Here is an 18,931-nt window from a genome sequence, read left to right on the forward strand (position 1 = left end):
CGGCTACCTGAACGCCTGCGCCACAGCCGGCGGGAAAGCACCCGCCGGCCCCGCCCTCGAACCCTTCCTCACCTGGCAGACCACCACCCAGACCGGCAGCCCTCCCAGCACCGACCCACCCCAGGACGGCCCACCCGACGGGCCCGAGCCCTAACCCCACCCACAAGCCGAAAACCACCCGACCGGCAACACCGGCCGGGCCTTCGGCCCGCCCACCCACGCCATCACCGAACTCTTACTCGCTCGGGATCTGGTCGAGACCGGGGTGATCCTAAATTTTTTCCGGCGACTCCACGCTGAACTCGGTGTTCGCAAGGTCACGGTCGGCGGCGGCGATCCCCTTACCAGGCCCGATGTTATCGATCTGCTCCGAGGGCTTCGAGAACTGGACCTTCGCATTCATCTCGACACGGTGGGGACGGCTTTCCTGCGAGATGCAAGAATCCGTTTCATGGGCAACGGAACGGTACCCAGGATCGAGCCGGAGGCTGTCGCGCGACTGGTAGACCTCGTCGGTATCCCCTTGGATGGCGTCGATGACACGATCGCTTCGTTTCGCAGGTTCGGATCGGCTGCCGACCAGGTCGAATGCCTGTCGCTTCTTGAATCTGCGGGAGCCCGGATCGGGGTAAATACAGTCGTCCACAAGCACAACATCGGCTGCCTTGGAGTCATTGCGGAGACCCTGGCAAACTTCGGCGGAATACGACAGTGGCAGCTATTCCAGTTCATGCCGAGTGGCCCTCTCGGCAGTAGAAACCGCCGCTATTTCGAGATCGAGGATGGGGAATTCGACCAAGCGGTCAAGGGCCTTCAGGAGCTGCTCCCGAACATATCGGTCACGGTGAAGTCCAACACGTTCCGCAAGAACGGGTACCTGCTGATCGATGGGAGTGGGACCGTGTGGAGTCCACTACAGAACAATGACGTGGAATGGAACCACGCGGACGGGAACGCGGAACGGATCGTCCATGGCAACATCAGGGATGCGAACCTGATCGAACGCCTTCCCCGAGACTGACTGCCGAATTCCGGACGGCGCAAGGAAAGCCGTATCACACCATGACGTCGCCACGGCTGATCGTGCCCGCTCGGCGATCATAGCAAGCGGGCGTCGCTGGGCGGGGGTGCCCCCCGCCCAGCGACGCCCGCACGCCCAGTACCGGTGGTCGCCGGTCCTGTGTCAGTGGTCGAACTCGCCGTCGCGGACGCCCGCGACGAACGCGGCCCACTCGGCGGCGGTGAAGACGAGGGTCGGGCCGCTACGGTCCTTGGAGTCCCGGACGGCTCGGCCGCCGTCGGGGAGGTCGGCAACTTCGACGCAGTTGCCGCCGTTGCCGTTGCTGTAGCTGCTCTTGCGCCAGTGAAGCTGGCTGTCACGTAGCGTGCTCATCGTCGGTACCTTCCATCGCGTCTGCGATCACACGTCGCGATGCGTTCTCATCGTAGGCGGATGCCCGGAGCCTATCCATCCGCTCTCGGTACTGGCTGACGTCTCCGGGCCGGTCAAGGTAGAGGCTTCCGGTTGCCTGGTCGATGTAGACGATCTCCGGTGCGTTGTCGCCGTCCGGGAAGCCCAGCAGCACGAACGAGCCGCCCATGCCCGCGTGAGCGCCCAAGCGGAATGGAAGCACCTGAATCGTGATACCGGGACGGCGGGAGATGTCGATCAGGTGGACGAGCTGGGCGCGCATGACGTCCGGTCCGCCCACCGTGCGGCGGACAGCAGCTTCGTCGAGGATCACCCAGAGCTGCGGCGGCGGGTCGGCGGTCAGTACCTTCTGACGGCCAAGCCGGAGTTCGACGGCGCGATCGATCTCCGCGTCGCTGACCTGTGGCGTCGCGGCCTGCATCACCGCGCAGGCGTAATCGGCGGTCTGGAGCAGGCCGGGGACGAGCAGTACCTCGAACGTCGCGATGTAGCTCGCTTCGGCTTCGAGCCCTACGTAGACCTCGAACCAGCGCGGCACGACGTCGCCGTAGGTGTGCCACCAGCCGGGCTGTCGGGTCTCCTTGGCCAGCGCGAGGATCGCCTCTCGGCGGGCCTCGTCGGTGATGCCGTAGGCGTGCAGGAGATCGCTGACGTCGATCGCGCGGAACGAGACGAGTCCGTTCTCCATCCGACTGATCTTGGCCTCGGAACCGCGGATGGCCTTCGCCGCTTCCGCTGCGGTCAGACCGGCCGCTTCGCGCAGTTGCCGTAGTTCGAGGCCGAGTCGGCGTCGTCGGACCGTTGGCCCCGATCGTGCTGCCACGTCCCCTCCACTGCATGTTGACCAGGTGACGTCACAGTCTGGCACCGTCGCGTCCCTCCCTGGCCACAGGGACCACAACAAGTTCAAATGTACTTCCGAGCGTACTTGCATCCGGAAGTGCACAGGGTCATGATGCCCTGGCAGGGGACGATCCGTGCAGATCAGGTCACGCAGGCCGCACCACGACGCGGGCTGTCCCCCGCACAGTCCGCTGTCCCCGCCGGACGTACCGCCGCAAGGCAAGGCCCGGCGGGGACAGCGCCAGGCCAGCGACGACGGGCGGGGATGATCTTGTGTGCCATATCGACCGGACACCGGCCAGACATGATCAGGGGCTCGGCATGACAGCGGCCGAGCCGTCGCCGGTGGTCCGGGTGGCCGTGGCGCACTTCCCTCCGACAGCCGCCGCTGTCCCCGAGGTGCGCACGAGCACAGTCCGCACGCTCACGGAATGGTCGGTGGACCCGGACGCCGTCAGCAGTGCCGAACTCGTCGTGTGTGAATTGGCCTCGAATGCGGTGAAAGCGAGCCGCCCGGAAGACGTGGTGGCCATACGGCTTACCGCCACAGGCGGGAACGTCCTTGTCGAAGTGTGGGACGGGAACGACACCGCTCCCCGTATCGAAAGCCCGGACGTGTTCAGTGAGGACGGACGTGGCCTGCTGATGGTCGACGCGCTGTCGCGCCGATGGTCGTGGTGGAGAGTAAAGACCGGCGGAAAAGTTGTCTGGGCCGAGATCCCCGGTGGTTTGCAAGCCACGCCGCCGCCGACGCAGGCCGCTACGCCGATGCCGACGCGGCGACCGAGGGTCGGGCCGGAGCCCACGGCGCCGGTCGTCTACCGCACCGACCCGGAGACCCTGCGGCGGGTCGCTGACGCGCTGCGCGCGCTGGACCCGTGGCACCGGACCCCCTCCGGCCGACGCTCGCTCGAAGCCATCGCACACACGGCTCGACGCATCGCAACCTGACCGGGAAAGGGGGAACATGGGGCGAGCTGGTGGAAGAGCGGAACAGAATGCGCTACGGGTCCACCTGTTGCACGCGGGAATGACCCAGACCGAGATTGCAGATGAGTTCATCCGACGTTATCGGCTCCGTCCCCGCGCCGCTTTCCGTCACGCGCACGGATGGACGCAGCTACAAGCCGCCGACCATATCAACCGGCAAGCGGCCCGTCTCGGCCTTGACCCGGACGGCAGGGCTTCCATCACCGGTCCCTATTTGTGTGAACTGGAGCATTGGCCGGANACGTCCGCGCGGCGAAGGCTCACCCCGCAGATTCTCGCGCTGCTGGCGACCGCGTACGGCACCGACGTTCACCGGCTGGTGGACGCCTCCGACCGCGTGCGGATGCGGCCGGCGGACCGGCTGGTGATCGACGCCATGACGTGCGTGCGCCAACCGGCCACCTGCCCCCGCTGCCGCCGCCGGGAACCAACCGCGATGCCCCGGATGCCGAGGGCGCGGCCGGACGCGCTGGCGTCGTCCGGGCGCCTCGCTGTGTCGGCATACCCCCTGCCGATCGGGTAGCCGTACCGGTCGCCGTGCCGATCTCCTGTTTGAGCGGCTACCCGGCAGAGCGCCGCTGGCGCAGGCCACCGGTTCCGCTAGGGTTGCCCAAGGCCAGCCCGACTCGTACCCCTACAGGTCACGTGTTCACATCTGGACGGCCATGGCCCCGGCCGCTGGGCATCCGTGGACCCGCAGACGCCCGTAGGTCCGCTACATTTTGTTTTGTCAGAATTGTCCGACTTCCCGCCGGTCCGCCCACCGGACCCCCTATCGGCCCGCCCACCGGACCACCCGTAAAGACGGGTGGGTCTGCGATGCCGTACTGGCGCAGGTCACAGCCCCTTCCACACCCACCCAAGCACTCCGCGACTGAAATACCCAACGGGTACTGTTCAAAGTTTAAGAGCGGGCCGCGGATGCGTGATGTGGTCCCTTTCCGTACCGTTCTCCGGTAGCGACGACAGCTCGCGCGCTTTACGGCGAGCGACAACCGTAGCTGTCGGACCTTCCTGACAGCGGCGTCTAGCGTGGACGCCAGCAGGCCCGCAGGGAACCCCTCTTTGCTGTGATCTCGCTCACAGACGCGAGGGCGCTTTGAGATGAAATGCCCCAATTGCCGGATGTCCCAACCGATGCCCCGTCCGCGGCCCCAACGGAGGCCCCAACGGTGTACCCGCTTAGTGGGTACACCCGGGATGGCGCATCAGCGCAGCTCAGCGGGCATCTGACCCGTACCCAAGTGGGCCAAGACTTTAATGCCTCTACTGGCATCCTATCTAATCATGGTCCCGGGCGGGGGCGGCGGGCGTAACGCGCGCACTTGGCGAAAGCGGATAGTGCGGTTAGCGTTTATTCACCGAATTCCCCCGCCCGTTCTGTGAGGTGCCGTGGTCGATCCGTCCCGTCTCCGCCGTCCTGCCTCCGCCGACTCGCACGACAAGCCAGCGCAGACAGGCGACGGGCCGCCCCAGACCGATACGGCGGACACCGACAGGGACGACGCCACGGCGGTGCCGGGCGCCGGCGGACCGACGCTCCGCTCGACGGCCAGCACCCGGGACGCCCACGATGCCGAGTCGGACAGCGATGACGCCGACGCGGTAGCGCGCTGGATGGCCGAAACGCTCGCCGAGGCCCCGCCCGTCCCGCCAGCGGTCGCCGCCCTCATCGCGGGCGTGCTCGTCCGGCGACCACCCGCCGCCTAACCTCCCGAGCAAGGGACCGCCGTCGCCTACGCGCCCAGAACACCGCCATGCGCGCCCATCGGCGCTCACGGCCGACATGCGAGTACGACTTGCCATGTGTAACCAAGGGGTGGTACCAATCGGGTTGGCGTATATCCAGGTCTCTGACCAGCATGTTTTGGTGATCAGGCTGCTCCCGTGTCCGTCCCCACGTTGCACACACCCAAGGCTCGGACGCAGTGCGCCGGCCACCGTACGGAGACACTGCCGCCCCCGACGAGGCCGGCCGGGGCCGGCGGCACGGGAGAGCGACCTCCGGCCGCGGCTCGTCGGTCAGCCCTTCCAACCGGTCGACGGCGAACCGGTTCCGCCACTTCGCCATCGTCCCCACCGACGCCCCGACCTGCCCGTTCGTCCCGCTCTCCGCGCACGCCAGCACGATCCGCGACCGCGACGCCTGCGCCGTCTTCGGACGCCCGGACCCAGCCAGTCAGCGCCTCCAGCTCCTCGTCGGTCAGCACGATCTCCACAGCACGCGGCCCAGACATAACCGCAGTATACGATCTACACGTGAACTAAGGATTCAGGACACTACTGTAGCTATCATCAAACGATGACCGACAGCGAGTCAGAAGTCACCAGCTCAGGTGATGTGCCCGAATCAAGAGGAAATAGTCAGACTTGCCGGCGTCTCGCTGCCGACTGTAAACCTGTGGATCTCGCGGTACGGATCCGAGGGAAGCGCCGGGCTCCTTGACCGTTCACGCGCCGCACCGCGAGAGCAGATCCCCGCGAACATCCGCAGCCGTGTCCTCGCTCTCACACGCTCTACTCCACCGGTGGAGACGGGCCTGAGGCACTGGTCGTCCCGACAGATGGCGGAAGTACGTCACCCGCACCATCGGAGTCTCGGCCTCCTGGCACTTCGTCGCCACCGAGAAGCGAACCCACGACTATGTCCGCCATGGCACCACCAACCTGCTCGCGGCCCTCGATGTGGGCACGGGCAAGGTTTTCGGTGAATGCTACCCCACCCGCACGGGCGACGACTTCCTGAAGTTCATCAAGAAAGCCGTTGATCCTCACAGAGACAAAGAGATCCACATCATCCTCGACAATCTCTCCACACACACGACGCCCGACGCGATGAAGTGGCTCGAGGAGAACCCCAGAATCACGTTCCACTTCACTCCCAAAGGATCGTCGTGGATCAATCAGATCGAGAACTGGTTCGGTATCATCACCAAGCAGCCGATCCGGCGGGGCACCTTCAGCTCGGTCAAGGTGCTGATCAAACAGATCCGGGACTACATCGAGCACTGGAACTCCACTGCGGAGCCGTTCGTCTGGACCGCGACAGCCGGGGAGATTCTGGCCAAGGTCGAACTCGTCGAGACCAACATCAAGAAGTTGGTTGCCAACAACGGCTGACAAAGGAATCAGAATCATGCTCCGCCAGCTGTTACCTGCGGACGGATCCGGAACCCGTCCGCAGGCGGGCACGTCACCGCGGGGCAAGCCGGCCCAGCACCGGCGGAAGCTCGCCGGAATACACCACGGTCAGGAAACGGGTGGCCCGGGTCAGCGCGACGTAGAGGTCGGCAAGCCCCCGGGTCGGCCCGGCCAGCAGCGCGGCCGGTTCCACCAGCACCACCGCGTCGAACTCGAGACCCTTGCTCTCCGCCACGCTCAGCACCGCCACCGGCGCGTCGAGAGCATTGCCGACGGCGCTGGCGGGGTCGACGGAGTCCGCCGCGACCGCCAAATCCGGGAGGGCTGCCATGAGGGCGCCGCGCAACCCCGGGATGTCCTGCGGGCGGCAGATCACGGCGACCCGCCCGTCACCGACCTCGCTCGCGGCCCGGCTCGCCGCGTACACCACGGCGGCGACGAGGTCCCCGGGATGCGCCTGGGCGACGGTCCGCCTGTCCTCCAGCGGACCAGTCTCGAGCAGACCAGTCCCGAGCAGACCGACGAGGCCCGAGACTTCGTCGGCCGTCACGTCGCCCACGCGCACCGCCGTCGGGGCACAGCCCACCGAACGCACCGAGAGGGGAACGGAGACCGTCGGGTCCTGCGCCCGCAGGACGTCGGCGGCGACATCCATGATCTCCTGAGGTGTGCGGTAGTTGACGCTGAGCCGCTCGACCGTGAACCGGTCGCCGACCGCGGGCCCCAGCAGCTCCCCCCAGGACGCCGGCGCGCCCGGCCGGGCGGTCTGGGCCAGGTCACCGACGAGGGTCGCCGTGCGTCCCGGGCAGCGCCGCCACAGCAGCCGCCACAACATCGGCGAGACCTCCTGGGCCTCGTCGACGATCAGGTGACCGAAGGTCCAGGTACGGTCCTCGCGGGCATGGTCGGCGGCACTGCGCCGCGCCCGCGGCCCGCTCCACCGCTCGGCGAGCGCCTCGGCGTCGACCTGCCCCTCGAGTCCGAGCATGTCCACCACGCCCCGGGCGTACTCGCGCTCCTCCTCGCGTTCCCGCTCGGCACGGCGGGCGGTCTCGCGGCCGGTCTCCTCGTCCGGGTCGCCGAGCAGCTCGGCGGCCTCGTCGAGCAGCGGCACATCGGCCGGAGTCCACGCCCGATCGGCCCGATCGACGGCCGCTGTACCCGCCGTACCCGCGCCGTCGCGCTGCACCGGGATCCGGGCGGACGCCGCGGCCGTCCGCCGGTCCTCGAGCAGGGATCGTTCCGCCGGGGTGAGCCGGCTACCCGCCGCGCGCGCCAGGGCCGCCGGATCGGCGAAGAGCTCCCCGAGGAGCCGCTGGGGGGTCAGCAGCGGCCAGAGGCCGTCGAGCGCCGTACGGACCCCCTCCTCCGACCACAGGTCCCGGGTGATCTGGCCACGTTCGTCGGCGTCGAGCAGCCCGCCCGGGATCTGGTTCACCACCTGGGTGGTCAGCTCAGCCAACAGCTCGCGCAGGAAGATCCGACGGGCCGAGTTGTGCGGGCGGCGGCTGCGCCGCGCCCGGGTGCGGGCCCGCGCGACCGTGTCGCGACCGAGGCGCAGCATGCGATCGTCGTAGGGGATGAGCACCTCTCGCCGCGGCAGCCGCTGCCGGTCCCTGACGGCGGCGGCGATGACCTCGACCATCCTCGGATCACCCTTGAGCGCCGCGGTCGCGACGTCCTCGACGCCGTGCGCGTCGACCCCGGGAAAGAGCCGTCCCGGCGTGGCGAAGATCACCCCGGTCTCCCCGAGGGAGGGCAGCACCTGGTCGATGTAGCGCAGGAACACCGGACTCGGCCCCACGACCAGCACGCCGGACTGGTCGAGCCGAGCCCGGTCGTTGTAGAGCAGATAGGCGGCACGGTGCAGCGCCACCGCGGTCTTACCGGTCCCCGGTCCGCCGTCGACAACGAGCACGCCGTTCGCCCGCGCCCGGATGATACGGTCCTGCTCGGCCTGCAGCGTGGCGATGATGTCGTGCATGCGCCCGGTCCTGGGCGCTGCCAGCGCCTCGAGCAGCATCGTGTCGCCGGACGCCGTCACCCCGCCGGACTTGCCCGTGGCCGTGCCGCTACCGGTGCCGGTGGCCATGTCGACCGGCAGGCTCAACGGGTCGTCGGCGATGCCGGTGACCTCCCGGCCCTTGGTCCGCAGATGACGCCGGCGCACCAGACCATGCGGATCGGCCAGCGTCGCCCGGTAGAAGGCGGTGGCCACCGGGGCCCGCCAGTCCACCAGGATCGGTTCCTGCCCGCTGTCGGACAGGCCGATCCGGCCGATGTACGTCCGGCGCCCGTCGGCGTAGTCCATCGCGCCGAAACACAGCCGCCCTTCGGCGGCGTCGAGGCGGGCGAGCCGGTCGGCGTGGGTCGCCGCGAACACGTCCCGTTCCACGAGTGATTGGGGGGTGCCCGTGCCACTTTCCAGCAGGACCCGGCGCAGCTGCCCACGGGTGATCTCGCGGACCTCGTCCAACCGGATGTACAGCGTGTCCAGGTACGCCTGTTCACGGGCGCGCTCGACGTCCTGCGTGGTCGGCACCGGCTCTCCCTCCCGGTCGCGGTCGGATTCTTGGATTGCGGCTTCCCGGGCTGCGAGCCAACGCCGTCAGGTGAGCCAGGAAGAGTAACAGCCCCTCCCCCGCAGATCTTCCGACCCGCCCGGTGACCCGGCTCTGGTGACCCCACCCTGGTAATGACATGTCCACGACAACGACGGCGTGTCCACGAACGACCACGGCGACCCCGGCGAGCCGGCCCGCGCCATCCGGCACGGCGGCCGGAATGCCGCATCATCGCTGTTCCAGGTTACGGATGTCCGGCGACGGGATACCCCGCAATGATCCACCTGGTGCGGGGTAGCGACCCACCTGATCCGAGGTAGCGAGCAGCCCGGGCGAAGGAGCCGTTTCCGGCGGTTCCTTCGCATCCACGGTGAACGGCATCCCGAGCTGGGGCGTCCACCGAGGTGATCAGACGCCCACCGAGGTGAGATGCTCCACCAGGGCGCTGTCGAAGGCCGGCAGATCGTCCGGCCTGCGGCTGCTGATCAGCGTGTTCGGCCCGGACCGGCAGATGACGACCTGCTCGTCCACGACCTCGGCCCCGGCGTTGCGCAGATCGGTGCGCAGGCTCGGCCAGCTCGTGATCCGCCGTCCGCGGACCACGTCCGCCTCGATCAGGGTCCACGGAGCGTGGCAGATCGACGCCACCGGGCGGCCGGCGTCGAAGAAGTACCGGACAAACTCGACAACACCCGGCTGCCACCGCAGCTCGTCCGGATTGGCGACTCCGCCGGGCAGCACCAGCGCGTCGAAGTCCGCGGGATCCGCCTCGGCGACCGTGATGTCGACCGGGAAGGTGTCCGCGGGGTTCAGGTGCCGGAACGCCTGCACCCTGCCTCCCTCCGTCGACACCAGCACCGGACTCAGGCCGGCCTGCTCGATGGCCTTCCACGGCTCGGTGAGTTCGACCTGCTCGACGCCCTCCGGCGCCACCAGAAACGCGATCTTGCGTTGAATCCTGTCGTCGTGCGTCGTCATCGACACGTCCTCCTACCTGACTCCTGCCTGCCTATCTGACTCCTGCCTGCCTGCTGCCTCGCCGGTTGGGGTCGGGACCGGACTGGCGTCAGGGCCTGCTCGCCGCCTCCCGCAGGTCGGTGACGTCGTGCTCGAGACGCGCCCGCACCAGCGCGGCGACCAGCCGCGGGAAGTCCTGCCGGCCAACCAGCGCGGCGAGCCTCGCCGGGTCGGTCGGCAGCCCGAGCGCTCCGGCCGTTCTCCGGGTGCGTTCGTCGAGGTAGGGCACCAGCTCGTCCCATCCGGCCTGCGCCTCGCGCAGGAAGATGTCGGCACCGACCGGCCCGATCCCCTTTATCTTCTGTAGCAGCTCTCGCTCCCGGTCCGGGGAGTGCTCGGCGGCATCCCGCAGCCGGCGGACATCACCGTCGTAGGTGTCCATCAGGGAACGGCAGGCCGCCTCCAACATCCGAGAGGTGCTCTCGTCGTAGCGCGCGTACCCGCTGCTGTTCAGCACCCGGGTACGGTCCTCCCAGGTCGCCTCGGCCATGGCGGCGGCGTCGGTCCAGCCGGCGTCCATCAGGGAACGGCAGGCGGCGACCGCGATCGACGTGCGGATCCGCGCGCTCGCGAGCAGGGCAAAGACGATCATCTTGAACATCGCCTCCGCGGTGTCAGCCGGCACGTCGGCGCCGATCTCGTCGGCGTAGGTCCGCCCATGCCGGGCGAGCAGTTCGGCGAGCACCGCTTCTGTGTCGGTTCCAGCCATGCAGTGGGACTACCCGCGATACCCGCCATCACTCCGCCCCGGCCATGCCGCCCCGGCGGGGCGGTACCCACCCACCACGTCCGCGGCGGTGTCTCGGGCCCGCTACCCGACGCCTCGCTACCCGACGCCCGACTTCCGCCTGCCGGCCGTTGGTCCACCCCCGGCTGTTCCCCTCGGCACATGCCCTCTACCCGGTCGGGAGGGCAGGCTGGGGGTAGACACTTGAGAGAAGGGAGGCTGAGATGTCCACCAAAGCAGCACGGTCCGCGCTGGTTCCCCTGACTCCCGACCTGGCTCGGGAGGTGGTCGCCGCATCCGCCGCAGCGCCGTCCATCCATAACACGCAGCCGTGGCGCTGGCGCCTGGAGGCAGGCCGGCTCACCCTTCTCGCCGACAGCACCCGCCAGCTCAAGGTCGCCGATCCCGAGGGCCGGCAGATGCTGTTGAGCTGCGGAGCGGCGCTGTTCAACGCCCGGCTGGCGCTGCGGGCCCGCGGCGAGGTCCCCGTGGTGGAGCCGCTACCCGACGGCGTTGACGACTTCCGCTCCGCTCCGCTCGCCACCATCTCGGTGATCGGCCATCAGCCTGCCGAGGACGACGAGCGGGCGTTGGCCGATGCCATCCCGCGGCGGCACACCGATCGCCGGCCGTTCGACGACCAGCCGTTGCCGACCGAGGTAATCAGCCGCCTGCGTGCCGCGGCCGAGGCGGAGGGCTGCTGGCTTACCGCGCCGATCGACCCGGAGCTGCGCGTCCAGGTCAGCGTCCTGCTGTCCCGGGCGGACTGGATCGAGGCGCACAACGCGGCCTACCGGGAGGAACTGGCCTCGTGGAGTCGAACGGGGTCCACGTCGGCCGACGGCATCCCGCGCAGCGCAGTCGTCCACACCGACGCCCCGCGCCAGTCCGAGTTTCCGATGCGGGACCTCGACGTGGTCGGCGAGGCGGGGACCGTGCTGGACGAGACGGATGTGGAACGGCCCGGCATCCTGATCATCGGCACCGATACGGACACGACCGCCGACCGGCTGCGCGCCGGGCAGGCGATGCAACGTGTGCTGCTCACCGCCACCTTGCTCGGTCTCGCCTCGTCGCCGATGTCGCAGGCGATCGACGTCGAGGGCATGCGGGAGCAGTTCCGCGGCACCACCAGCGGTCTCGGGCACGTCCAGATGATCCTGCGGGCCGGCTATCCCGAGCCGGGTGCGCAACCGCTCGGCCCCACTCCCCGCCGGGACGTTGACGAGGTCCTGGAGGTCGTCGGGTCGAATGATCGGGCGTAGCACCGTTCGGCTCCGTTCGAGACCGACCGTGCACGGCTGACCACCCATGGCCGGCCGTGCGCGGTCAGCCGTTCACGTTCAGCCGTTCACGTTCAGCCGTTCAGCGTCCCTTCCTGACACATTTGGCGAAGGCCGCACAGATACGGGGTTGCGTGGGCCGCCAGCCGCTTTGATCGGGACCAGACCGGGTCGCCGGTGGACCGACCGGCAATCGGAGATGCCGCGAGGTCCGCGACGGCTCGGCCGTGACTCGGGGGGTTCCCGGGGACGCGACGCGGCGTTCCCGGGAGACTCCCCCGCCCGGACCTTGGCCAGCCCCGGTCGGCCCCGGTCAGATCCCGACCGTACCCTGGTCGGCCCCCGGCCGACGAGGTGGCAGGACGTGACCGGAGGACGGAAGCCACGCGGGTGCCGAATGCCTGTCGCTGCATTGACATCGAGGTGGCGGGGGCTATCGGGGCCCCGACGGCCCGGTGCCCGGTCACTCTCGCCTAAGATTTTCCCAGCGGTTGACCGTAATGGTTGATCGGGAAATTCCATGATGGATCAAGAGTCGGTGCGCGTCCACCGGCGGGCCCGCGACCTGCGCGGCGTTCCCGGGCGAGGCCGCGGTCGGCACGCGGCGGGTGGGGGTACAGGTCGATGATGTCATCGGATGCGGGTGTGGCGGCACGATCCGCCCCCCTTGGCCCGGACGACCCCCACGAGCTCGGCTCGTACACGCTGCTGGGCAAACTCGGCCAGGGTGGAATGGGCATGGTCTATCTGGGCCGCTCCGGGAAGGGCCGGCTCGTCGCCATCAAGGTGATCCGGAACGAGGCCGTCGGAAACCCCGAGTTCCGAGCCCGGTTCCGGCTGGAGGCCGAGACCGCCCGGCGAGTCGCCCGGGTCTGCACCGCCGAGGTGCTCGACGCCGATCCGGACGCCGAGTGGCCCTACCTGGTCACCGAGTTCATCGAGGGCGAGACCCTCGCCCGGTACGTCCAGCGCAACGGCCCGCTCGCCGATGCCAACCTCGAACAACTCGCGGTCGGCGTGGCCGCGGCGCTCACCGCCATCCACAGCGCCGGGATCGTGCACCGCGACCTCAAGCCCGCGAACGTCATCCTCTCACCGTTCGGCCCTCGGGTGATCGACTTCGGTATCGCCCGGGCAGTGGACGCCGGCAGCAACCTCACCGGCGATCTCCAGCAGCTCGGGACGCCGGCGTTCATGTCCCCGGAGCAGATCGAGAGCCGGCCGATCACCTCGGCGGTCGACATCTGGGCATGGGGTGGCCTCGTCGCCTTCGCCGCCACCGGGCACTACCCCTTCGGTGAGGCCTCGGCGCAGGTGCTGCTCTACCGCGCCCTACACGAGGAACCGCAACTCGACGACGTCGACCCGGCGCTGCGCCCGATCGTCTGGCACGCGATGCGCAAGGACCCGAGTACCCGCCCGAGCGCCCAGCAGCTCATGCTGCGCCTGCTCGGCGACCCGTCGGGCACCGGCCCGGACGCCGCCGCCGCCGTCAACCCGCAGGACGTCACGAACGTCCTGCAGGGCTGGAAGCTGCCGGTGCCCGGCCCAGGCGCCCCGGCCACAGGCACCCCTGCCACAGGCAGCACCGGGCCCCACGGGGCCGGATTCCCCGCGCCGGCAGCGGCCCCCGTCAGCAGCGGTTACACCGTCGACCAGGACGCCCCGACCCGGCTACCCGCCAGCGCCGGGGGTCCCGGGGGTCCCGGGGGCGGTGGAGCCGATGGCCCCGGCCGGCAGGGCGGCACGGGCAGGAGCAGGAACCGCACCCCGCTGCTCGTCGGTGGAGGTGTCGTGGTCGTCGGCGCGATCCTCGCGGGAGTATTCGCCCTCAGCGCGGGTGGTGACGGCGGCTCCGGGACCGACGCGGCCAATCCGGCCACCGTCTCCGGGGCTCCGGCCACATCGACCCAATCGGCCCAATCGGCGGCCTTCACGCTGCCCAGGGCGGCCCAGCCGCTTGGCAAGGACACCCTCGTCTACGCGTCCAACCGCAACGGCAACTACGACCTGTTCACCGGGCAGGTCACGGACAACGGGCCGCTCGCGAACGACAAGCCGATCGTCACCGGTCCGGACCAGGAGATGCTGCCCGCGATCAGCAGCGATCGCAAGACGATCGTCTACTTCAAGAAGGGCAGCCCGAATACGCTGCAGGCGATCGCCGCCGATGGCTCCGGGAAACCGGTACAGCTGTTCACCTTGGGCCCGGCCGCCAAGCTGACGATCGCGGACGACGCCCGGCCCTCGCTCTCCCCCGACGGCGGCTTCCTGGTCATCCGTTCCACCACGGATCAGACCGGAACGCTGAACCCCGGCCTGTATGTGGTGAAACTGGACGGCTCGAGCGTGCGACGGCTCAACGCGAAGCCACAGGCGACCGACCCCGCCTGGTCGCCGGATGGCGAGCGGATCGCCTACTGGTCGAACAGTACCGGTGGCAACCGCGGCTTCATCGTGGTGATCCCGACCCAACCGGATGCCCAGCCGACCCCGATCACGCAGGATCAGGGTAACGGGGACTCGGACCCGGTCTGGTCCCCGGACAGCAGAAAGATCGCTTTCACCCGAGCGAAGAACGGCGATCTGGAGATCTTCGAGATGAACTCGGACGGCACCGACGCCCGGCAGCTCACCCGGGTGCGCGGGGACGACCAGGACCCGGCCTACGCGCCGGACGGTCGCATCGCCTTCAGCGGGCAGCGCAATCCCACGAACCCCGATGACCGGCAGCTCTACGTTCTGAATCCGGACGATCTGAACGATGGTGACCGCAAGCTCACCACTACCGGCGGGTTCAACGGCCACGCCCGTTGGAACGCCGGCTGAGCTCCTTGCCCATCCAGCGGGATACATCAGGCACAAAAGCCTCTGGACAGGCAAGGAAGCCGGCGAGAGGAGTCGGTTATGCACAGATCGCGGACGAGCCCGGCAGGATACTCGAACCGTGATCGACGCTGGGGACGTGACCCAGTCCCATGAGAAGGCCGTCGCACTCGCCCGCAGGCAGGCATGCAGGCAGGCAGGCAGGCAGGCAGGCAGGCAGGCAGGCAGGCAGGCAGGCAGGCAGGCAGGCAGGCAGGCAGGCAGGCAGGCATGATCACCCGTCGGCATGCCCGGCAGCTCGGGATGTCGGACCAAGCGATCAACGTTCGTAGACGCAGGCACGGCTGGACCTCCCCGGTGCGGGGCACGTTGCCCGTGCCGCCCGTTCGGGACGAAACCCGAGCCCTGCCCGAGCGGCGCTGTCGATCGTGGCAGGGACGATCTGCGGACGTACCGCGGCCCGACTGCACGGCCTTCCCGCCCTCTCCCGCTGGCGGCCCGACGAACCCGTCGATGTCGTGCTGCCCGGCGAAGGGGGACTTCGTCAGCGTCTGGCGCGATGTCACGACGGGAGCGGCGAGGACGACGAAAGTCGTCCGGATGGCACTTCTCCGAGCCCGCGCGGGTGGCCCTGCCGAAGTGTGAATCCCCGCCGGCCGGCCCGGGAACCCGGGACGGACGCCCGAGGCTCCCGGCTTCCTTGCCTGTCCAGAGGCTTTTGTGCCTGATTTATACCTCTGGATAGGCAAGGGGCCTAGCGGGGTGGGCCGCTGACCGGTGCGGCGGCGGCGCGTTTGACGGTCTTCGGGTCCATCCGGCGAATCAGGAGGGAGGTGATGATCACGAGGAAGACGCCGACGACGAGACCGGCGACGATGTCGGTGAGGTACGCCGAAGCGCTGTGGTCGAAGAAGGGGTCGTCAACGACCTTCGGGTTCACCGGCTTCTGGTTGTCCGGCCGCAGCACGCCGGCCAGGGTGATGCGGTTCAGGTCACCGACCGAGGCCATCGACGCGAAGCCCCAGCGGGCCGGCGCGATGTAGCTGATCTGCTCCAGACCGGGCGTGCCCTTCACCGGCACGATGCCACCGCTGAAGATGAGCTGGGCCATGGTGATCAACACCAGGAGCGGCATGGTCTTGTCCGCGTTGTCGACCATCGCCGAGATCACCAGCCCGAGCATGGCCGACGCAAGCGAGACCACGATCACGGCGATGAGCAGTTCGAGCAGGGCGTTCCCGAGCACGACGCCCCTGTCCGGCGTTCGCCCGGCAAGACCGATCAACGTGAACGGGATCGCCTGGGCGACAGTGATCACGATAAGAACGAGGATCTTCGAACCGACATACGCGGTCCGGGACAGACCGATGGCTCTCTCTCTTCGATAGATCGCCCGTTCCTTGACGATCTCTCTGACCGAGTTCGCCATGCCCATGAAACAGGCACAGAGAACCATGATCAAAAGAACTGTCGGGGCATCCGAGTTCGGCGAGAACTGTTTGGCCTGTTCGGCCGTGAGATCAAAGTTCCCGCCGATGGCCCTGGGTATCAGCCCGAGCAGGAACGGGAAAGCGATGATGAGCCGCAGGTATGACTTGTCGGATGCGACGACCGCCATTGTTCGTCGGCTCAGCGTCACGAGCTGCGAGATCACCGACTGCTGCCGCAGGGACGGCAGCTCCTCGGGAGCCGGCCGGGCCGACGGAGCGGTGATCGAGGCGGGCACGTAGTAGCGCGAGTTGCGGAACTTGGCTGCCGACTCGGCCCCGGGCGTCGCCTCCAGGGTGAGGAAGACGTCCGGGTAGTCCCGCTTACCGAAGAAGGGCAGCGCGTCCTGCGGCGGACCGAAGTAGGCCACATAGCCGCCGGGAGCGAGGACGAGGATGTAGTCGCACAGATCGAGTTGGGCGACGCTGTGGGTGACCACGATGACCGTCCGGCCGTCGTCCGCGAGCTTGCGCAGCGACTCCATGACGTTCTTGTCCATGCCCGGGTCGAGGCCGGAGGTCGGCTCGTCGAGGTAGAGCAGGGTCGGCCGGGTCAGCAGCTCCAAGGCCACCGAGGTCCGCTTGCGCTGGCCGCCGGACAGCCGGGAGACCTGGGTGTTGGCGTGCTGGGTGAGGCCCAGCTCGGCGAGCACCTCATCGACCCGGGTGCGCCGCTCCGCCTTCGTGACGTCCGGCGGGAAGCGCAGCTCGGCGCCGAACTCGAGCGCCTTGCGGACGGTGAGCGAGGTGTGCAGCAGGTCCTCCTGCGGCACGTAGCCGATCCGGCGCCGCAGTTCGTCGTACTCGGAGTAGAGGTCCCGGCCGGCGTAGCGCACGGTGCCCTTGTCCGCGGGGCGGAAGCCGGTGAGCGCGTTGAGCAGCGTCGACTTGCCCGCCCCGGACGGCCCGACGACGCCCAGCAGCGCCCGGCCGGGCAGCTTGAACGTCATGTCGTGCATGAGCTGCTTCTGACCGGCCCAGACGTTCAGGGCGTCGGCCTCGAAGCTGACGTCACCGGAGTCGATGTACTCGACGAGTTGGTCGCCCTCAAGCTGGAAGACGTGGTGACCGACGGCGATGACGTCGCCCTGGCCGACGGACGCCCGGTTGATCCGACGACCGTTGACGAACACGCCGTTGGCGGAGTCGAGGTCGGCGATCTGCAGGCCGGACCGGCCGATGTAGAGCTCGGCGTGCCGGCGGGAGGCGAGCAGGTCGGTAATGACGATGTCATTGTCGCGGGCACGGCCGATCGACATCGTGCCCGGGCGCAGCCGATAGGTGGTTCGCCGCTCGTGCTCCTGCTCGAGGCTGGTGACGCCACTCACCCGTTCGCCCTGGTCCTGGTCGTCGTAGTCGTGCCCGCGCTGGGACGGATCGGTCGGCCCCTGATGCGAGGTCCCGCGCCCACCTCGCGAGGAGCCCGTGGGCCGTGGCGGAGAGTAACCGGCGGCATTGGGCAGCATCGTCTGCATGTCGTAACCGGGGTCGTACTCCGGCTCGTCCAGCGGCCTGCGGCCTTCCGGCACCTGGGGATGGATGACGACCTCGGGCCCGGTCGGAGTGCCGAGACGAAGCCGTACCTCAGCGTGCACCGGGACGGTCTCGGGCATGCGCTGCCCGTCGATCCAGGTGCCGTTGGAACTGATGTCCCGAACAACCCACCCGCTGCCGGTCTGCTCAAGGAGGAGATGGCGACGGGAGACCCGGCTGTCCGCTATGACGTAGTCGGCGGTCCGGGCACGGCCGACGATGAACTGCGCCTCGGCCGGCACGGTGGCCGCACCGGCCTCGGTGACGACTCTCAGGAAGGTCGTCTGCACGTGTTTCCCCCTTCGCGACGGGACGCTGGCCGGGATGTCCCGCCGAACTCCACCTTGTCACTACGTTGTGCGGTGTCACTACGTTGTGCGGTTTTACCAGGTACTGCGGTGCCACCATGGCGTGCCGGGTCACCACGTCGCGCGGCCACTCGGGCCGCCCGATCACGCCGGATGCCCGATCGTAGCGTCGAGGGATGACCTTGATCCACCCCGGGTGACGATTTACCACCAGCTGAACGGCGATCGTTGCCGTCGCGTCGACTTCCGGGCATCTCTCGGGTTCCTGCCGCCTCATGATCGGTCGATTTACCGGTTGCCCTGCTCGAAACCTTCCGGGCTGCGTCACCCTGGGTGATCAGATCGTCTCGGTGACCGTGCCGCGAAAGCTCGGTGACCGTGCCCCGGAAGTGACGACGATGACGCATGTCCCCCGTCCGGCACCCTATGAGAATGACGGCCGACGGTCCCCGACAGTGGCATCTGTCGCCGATCCGACCAGCGACCGCAGGCCTCGGCGGCACCCGGGACGCACGCCACGAAAGCGGACGATCAGCCAACGGACGACCACCAGAAATCGGCTGATGAAACGCCGGGAGGTGCCGCGCGTCGAACGATCGTCGACAGGTCGACGCACTCCGGGAAGGACGTAGTCCGGGAAGAGAGGGGCCACAGGCGGCCTCGACCGGATCCGATCCGGGCCCCGGCCGGGGGGAGTGCGGTCGGTACGGCTCGACCACCGCGCGCGAGGCATTCCGGACCGGCACAACTGTGGCGGAAATCATGTCAGGGCTCAGGGTC

The 18,931-nt window shown here is 68.7% G+C and carries 13 protein-coding genes and 1 pseudogene; 8 read left to right on the top strand and 6 right to left on the bottom strand.

Annotated elements, in window-relative coordinates:
• The first annotated feature begins 265 nt into the window (after positions 1–265).
• Positions 266–1,021, top strand: coding sequence for a radical SAM protein (locus BMG523DRAFT_RS23445; RefSeq protein ID WP_160323727.1), 756 nt, complete (start codon positions 266–268; stop codon positions 1,019–1,021).
• A gap of 162 nt (positions 1,022–1,183) precedes the next feature.
• Here BMG523DRAFT_RS23445 and BMG523DRAFT_RS17535 read toward each other — a convergent pair whose 3' ends face one another.
• Both BMG523DRAFT_RS17535 and BMG523DRAFT_RS17540 read right to left on the bottom strand, forming a co-directional pair.
• Entirely contained in the window at positions 1,184–1,393 is a 210-nt protein-coding gene (locus tag BMG523DRAFT_RS17535) for a DUF397 domain-containing protein (protein ID WP_043591665.1), read from the bottom strand.
• Positions 1,377–2,255 (bottom strand): DUF5753 domain-containing protein, encoded by an 879-nt coding sequence (locus BMG523DRAFT_RS17540; protein WP_043591667.1) that lies wholly within the window; start codon positions 2,253–2,255, stop codon positions 1,377–1,379. Before BMG523DRAFT_RS17540 ends, BMG523DRAFT_RS17535 begins: the two co-directional genes overlap by 17 nt.
• Positions 2,256–2,596: 341 nt before the next feature.
• On the opposite strand from BMG523DRAFT_RS17540, the gene BMG523DRAFT_RS17545 reads away from it, so the two are divergent.
• From BMG523DRAFT_RS17545 to BMG523DRAFT_RS24730, 5 genes and pseudogenes are all read left to right on the top strand, one after another.
• Positions 2,597–3,226: an ATP-binding protein gene (locus BMG523DRAFT_RS17545; RefSeq protein WP_043591669.1), complete on the top strand. Its 630-nt coding sequence runs from the start codon at positions 2,597–2,599 to the stop codon at positions 3,224–3,226.
• 79 nt (positions 3,227–3,305) lie between these two features.
• Positions 3,306–3,788: a hypothetical protein gene (locus BMG523DRAFT_RS17550; protein WP_043591671.1), complete on the top strand. Its 483-nt coding sequence runs from the start codon at positions 3,306–3,308 to the stop codon at positions 3,786–3,788.
• A gap of 869 nt (positions 3,789–4,657) precedes the next feature.
• Positions 4,658–4,975: a hypothetical protein gene (locus tag BMG523DRAFT_RS17555; protein WP_043591673.1), complete on the top strand. Its 318-nt coding sequence runs from the start codon at positions 4,658–4,660 to the stop codon at positions 4,973–4,975.
• Positions 4,976–5,604: 629 nt separating this feature from the next.
• Positions 5,605–5,778, top strand: a pseudogene (locus BMG523DRAFT_RS27455) (helix-turn-helix domain-containing protein); the annotation flags it as partial.
• A gap of 76 nt (positions 5,779–5,854) precedes the next feature.
• The gene (locus BMG523DRAFT_RS24730) at positions 5,855–6,385 is read left to right on the top strand and encodes an IS630 family transposase (protein ID WP_134351426.1); all 531 of its coding nucleotides are present in this window, start codon (positions 5,855–5,857) and stop codon (positions 6,383–6,385) included.
• A gap of 73 nt (positions 6,386–6,458) precedes the next feature.
• Here BMG523DRAFT_RS24730 and BMG523DRAFT_RS17565 read toward each other — a convergent pair whose 3' ends face one another.
• The 3 genes from BMG523DRAFT_RS17565 to BMG523DRAFT_RS17575 all read right to left on the bottom strand — a co-directional run bounded on the left by BMG523DRAFT_RS17565 (position 6,459) and on the right by BMG523DRAFT_RS17575 (position 10,696).
• Entirely contained in the window at positions 6,459–8,948 is a 2,490-nt protein-coding gene (locus BMG523DRAFT_RS17565) for an ATP-binding domain-containing protein (RefSeq protein WP_011435404.1), read from the bottom strand.
• A gap of 430 nt (positions 8,949–9,378) precedes the next feature.
• The gene (locus BMG523DRAFT_RS17570) at positions 9,379–9,948 is read right to left on the bottom strand and encodes a type 1 glutamine amidotransferase domain-containing protein (RefSeq protein WP_011435403.1); all 570 of its coding nucleotides are present in this window, start codon (positions 9,946–9,948) and stop codon (positions 9,379–9,381) included.
• Between the two features lie 88 nt (positions 9,949–10,036).
• Entirely contained in the window at positions 10,037–10,696 is a 660-nt protein-coding gene (locus tag BMG523DRAFT_RS17575) for a hypothetical protein (protein ID WP_011435402.1), read from the bottom strand.
• Between the two features lie 242 nt (positions 10,697–10,938).
• On the opposite strand from BMG523DRAFT_RS17575, the gene BMG523DRAFT_RS17580 reads away from it, so the two are divergent.
• Together BMG523DRAFT_RS17580 and BMG523DRAFT_RS17585 are read left to right on the top strand one after the other, a co-directional pair.
• Positions 10,939–11,979, top strand: a complete 1,041-nt coding sequence (locus tag BMG523DRAFT_RS17580; RefSeq protein WP_011435401.1) for a nitroreductase family protein — start codon at positions 10,939–10,941, stop codon at positions 11,977–11,979.
• A gap of 642 nt (positions 11,980–12,621) precedes the next feature.
• Positions 12,622–14,826 carry a protein kinase gene (locus BMG523DRAFT_RS17585; RefSeq protein ID WP_011435400.1) on the top strand — a complete coding sequence of 735 codons (2,205 nt, stop codon included), beginning with the start codon at positions 12,622–12,624 and terminating at the stop codon, positions 14,824–14,826.
• Between the two features lie 751 nt (positions 14,827–15,577).
• Here the strand turns inward: BMG523DRAFT_RS17585 and BMG523DRAFT_RS17590 are convergent.
• Complete coding sequence (locus BMG523DRAFT_RS17590) at positions 15,578–18,133, bottom strand: FHA domain-containing protein (RefSeq protein ID WP_043591675.1); 2,556 nt, start codon at positions 18,131–18,133, stop codon at positions 15,578–15,580.
• Positions 18,134–18,931 lie beyond the last annotated feature (798 nt).

Source organism: Frankia sp. BMG5.23 (assembly GCF_000685765.2).
Taxonomy (GTDB): Bacteria; Actinomycetota; Actinomycetes; order Frankiales; family Frankiaceae; genus Frankia; species Frankia casuarinae.

What these genes read in the sequence shown, in the direction of transcription:
- BMG523DRAFT_RS17535 (WP_043591665.1), bottom strand. Translation starts at nt 1,393, where the DNA reads ATGAGCACGCTACGTGACAGCCAGCTTCACTGGCGCAAGAGCAGCTAC.
- BMG523DRAFT_RS17545 (WP_043591669.1), top strand. Translation starts at nt 2,597, where the DNA reads ATGACAGCGGCCGAGCCGTCGCCGGTGGTCCGGGTGGCCGTGGCGCAC.
- BMG523DRAFT_RS17570 (WP_011435403.1), bottom strand. Translation starts at nt 9,948, where the DNA reads ATGACGACGCACGACGACAGGATTCAACGCAAGATCGCGTTTCTGGTG.
- BMG523DRAFT_RS17575 (WP_011435402.1), bottom strand. Translation starts at nt 10,696, where the DNA reads ATGGCTGGAACCGACACAGAAGCGGTGCTCGCCGAACTGCTCGCCCGG.
- BMG523DRAFT_RS17580 (WP_011435401.1), top strand. Translation starts at nt 10,939, where the DNA reads ATGTCCACCAAAGCAGCACGGTCCGCGCTGGTTCCCCTGACTCCCGAC.
- BMG523DRAFT_RS17585 (WP_011435400.1), top strand. Translation starts at nt 12,622, where the DNA reads ATGATGTCATCGGATGCGGGTGTGGCGGCACGATCCGCCCCCCTTGGC.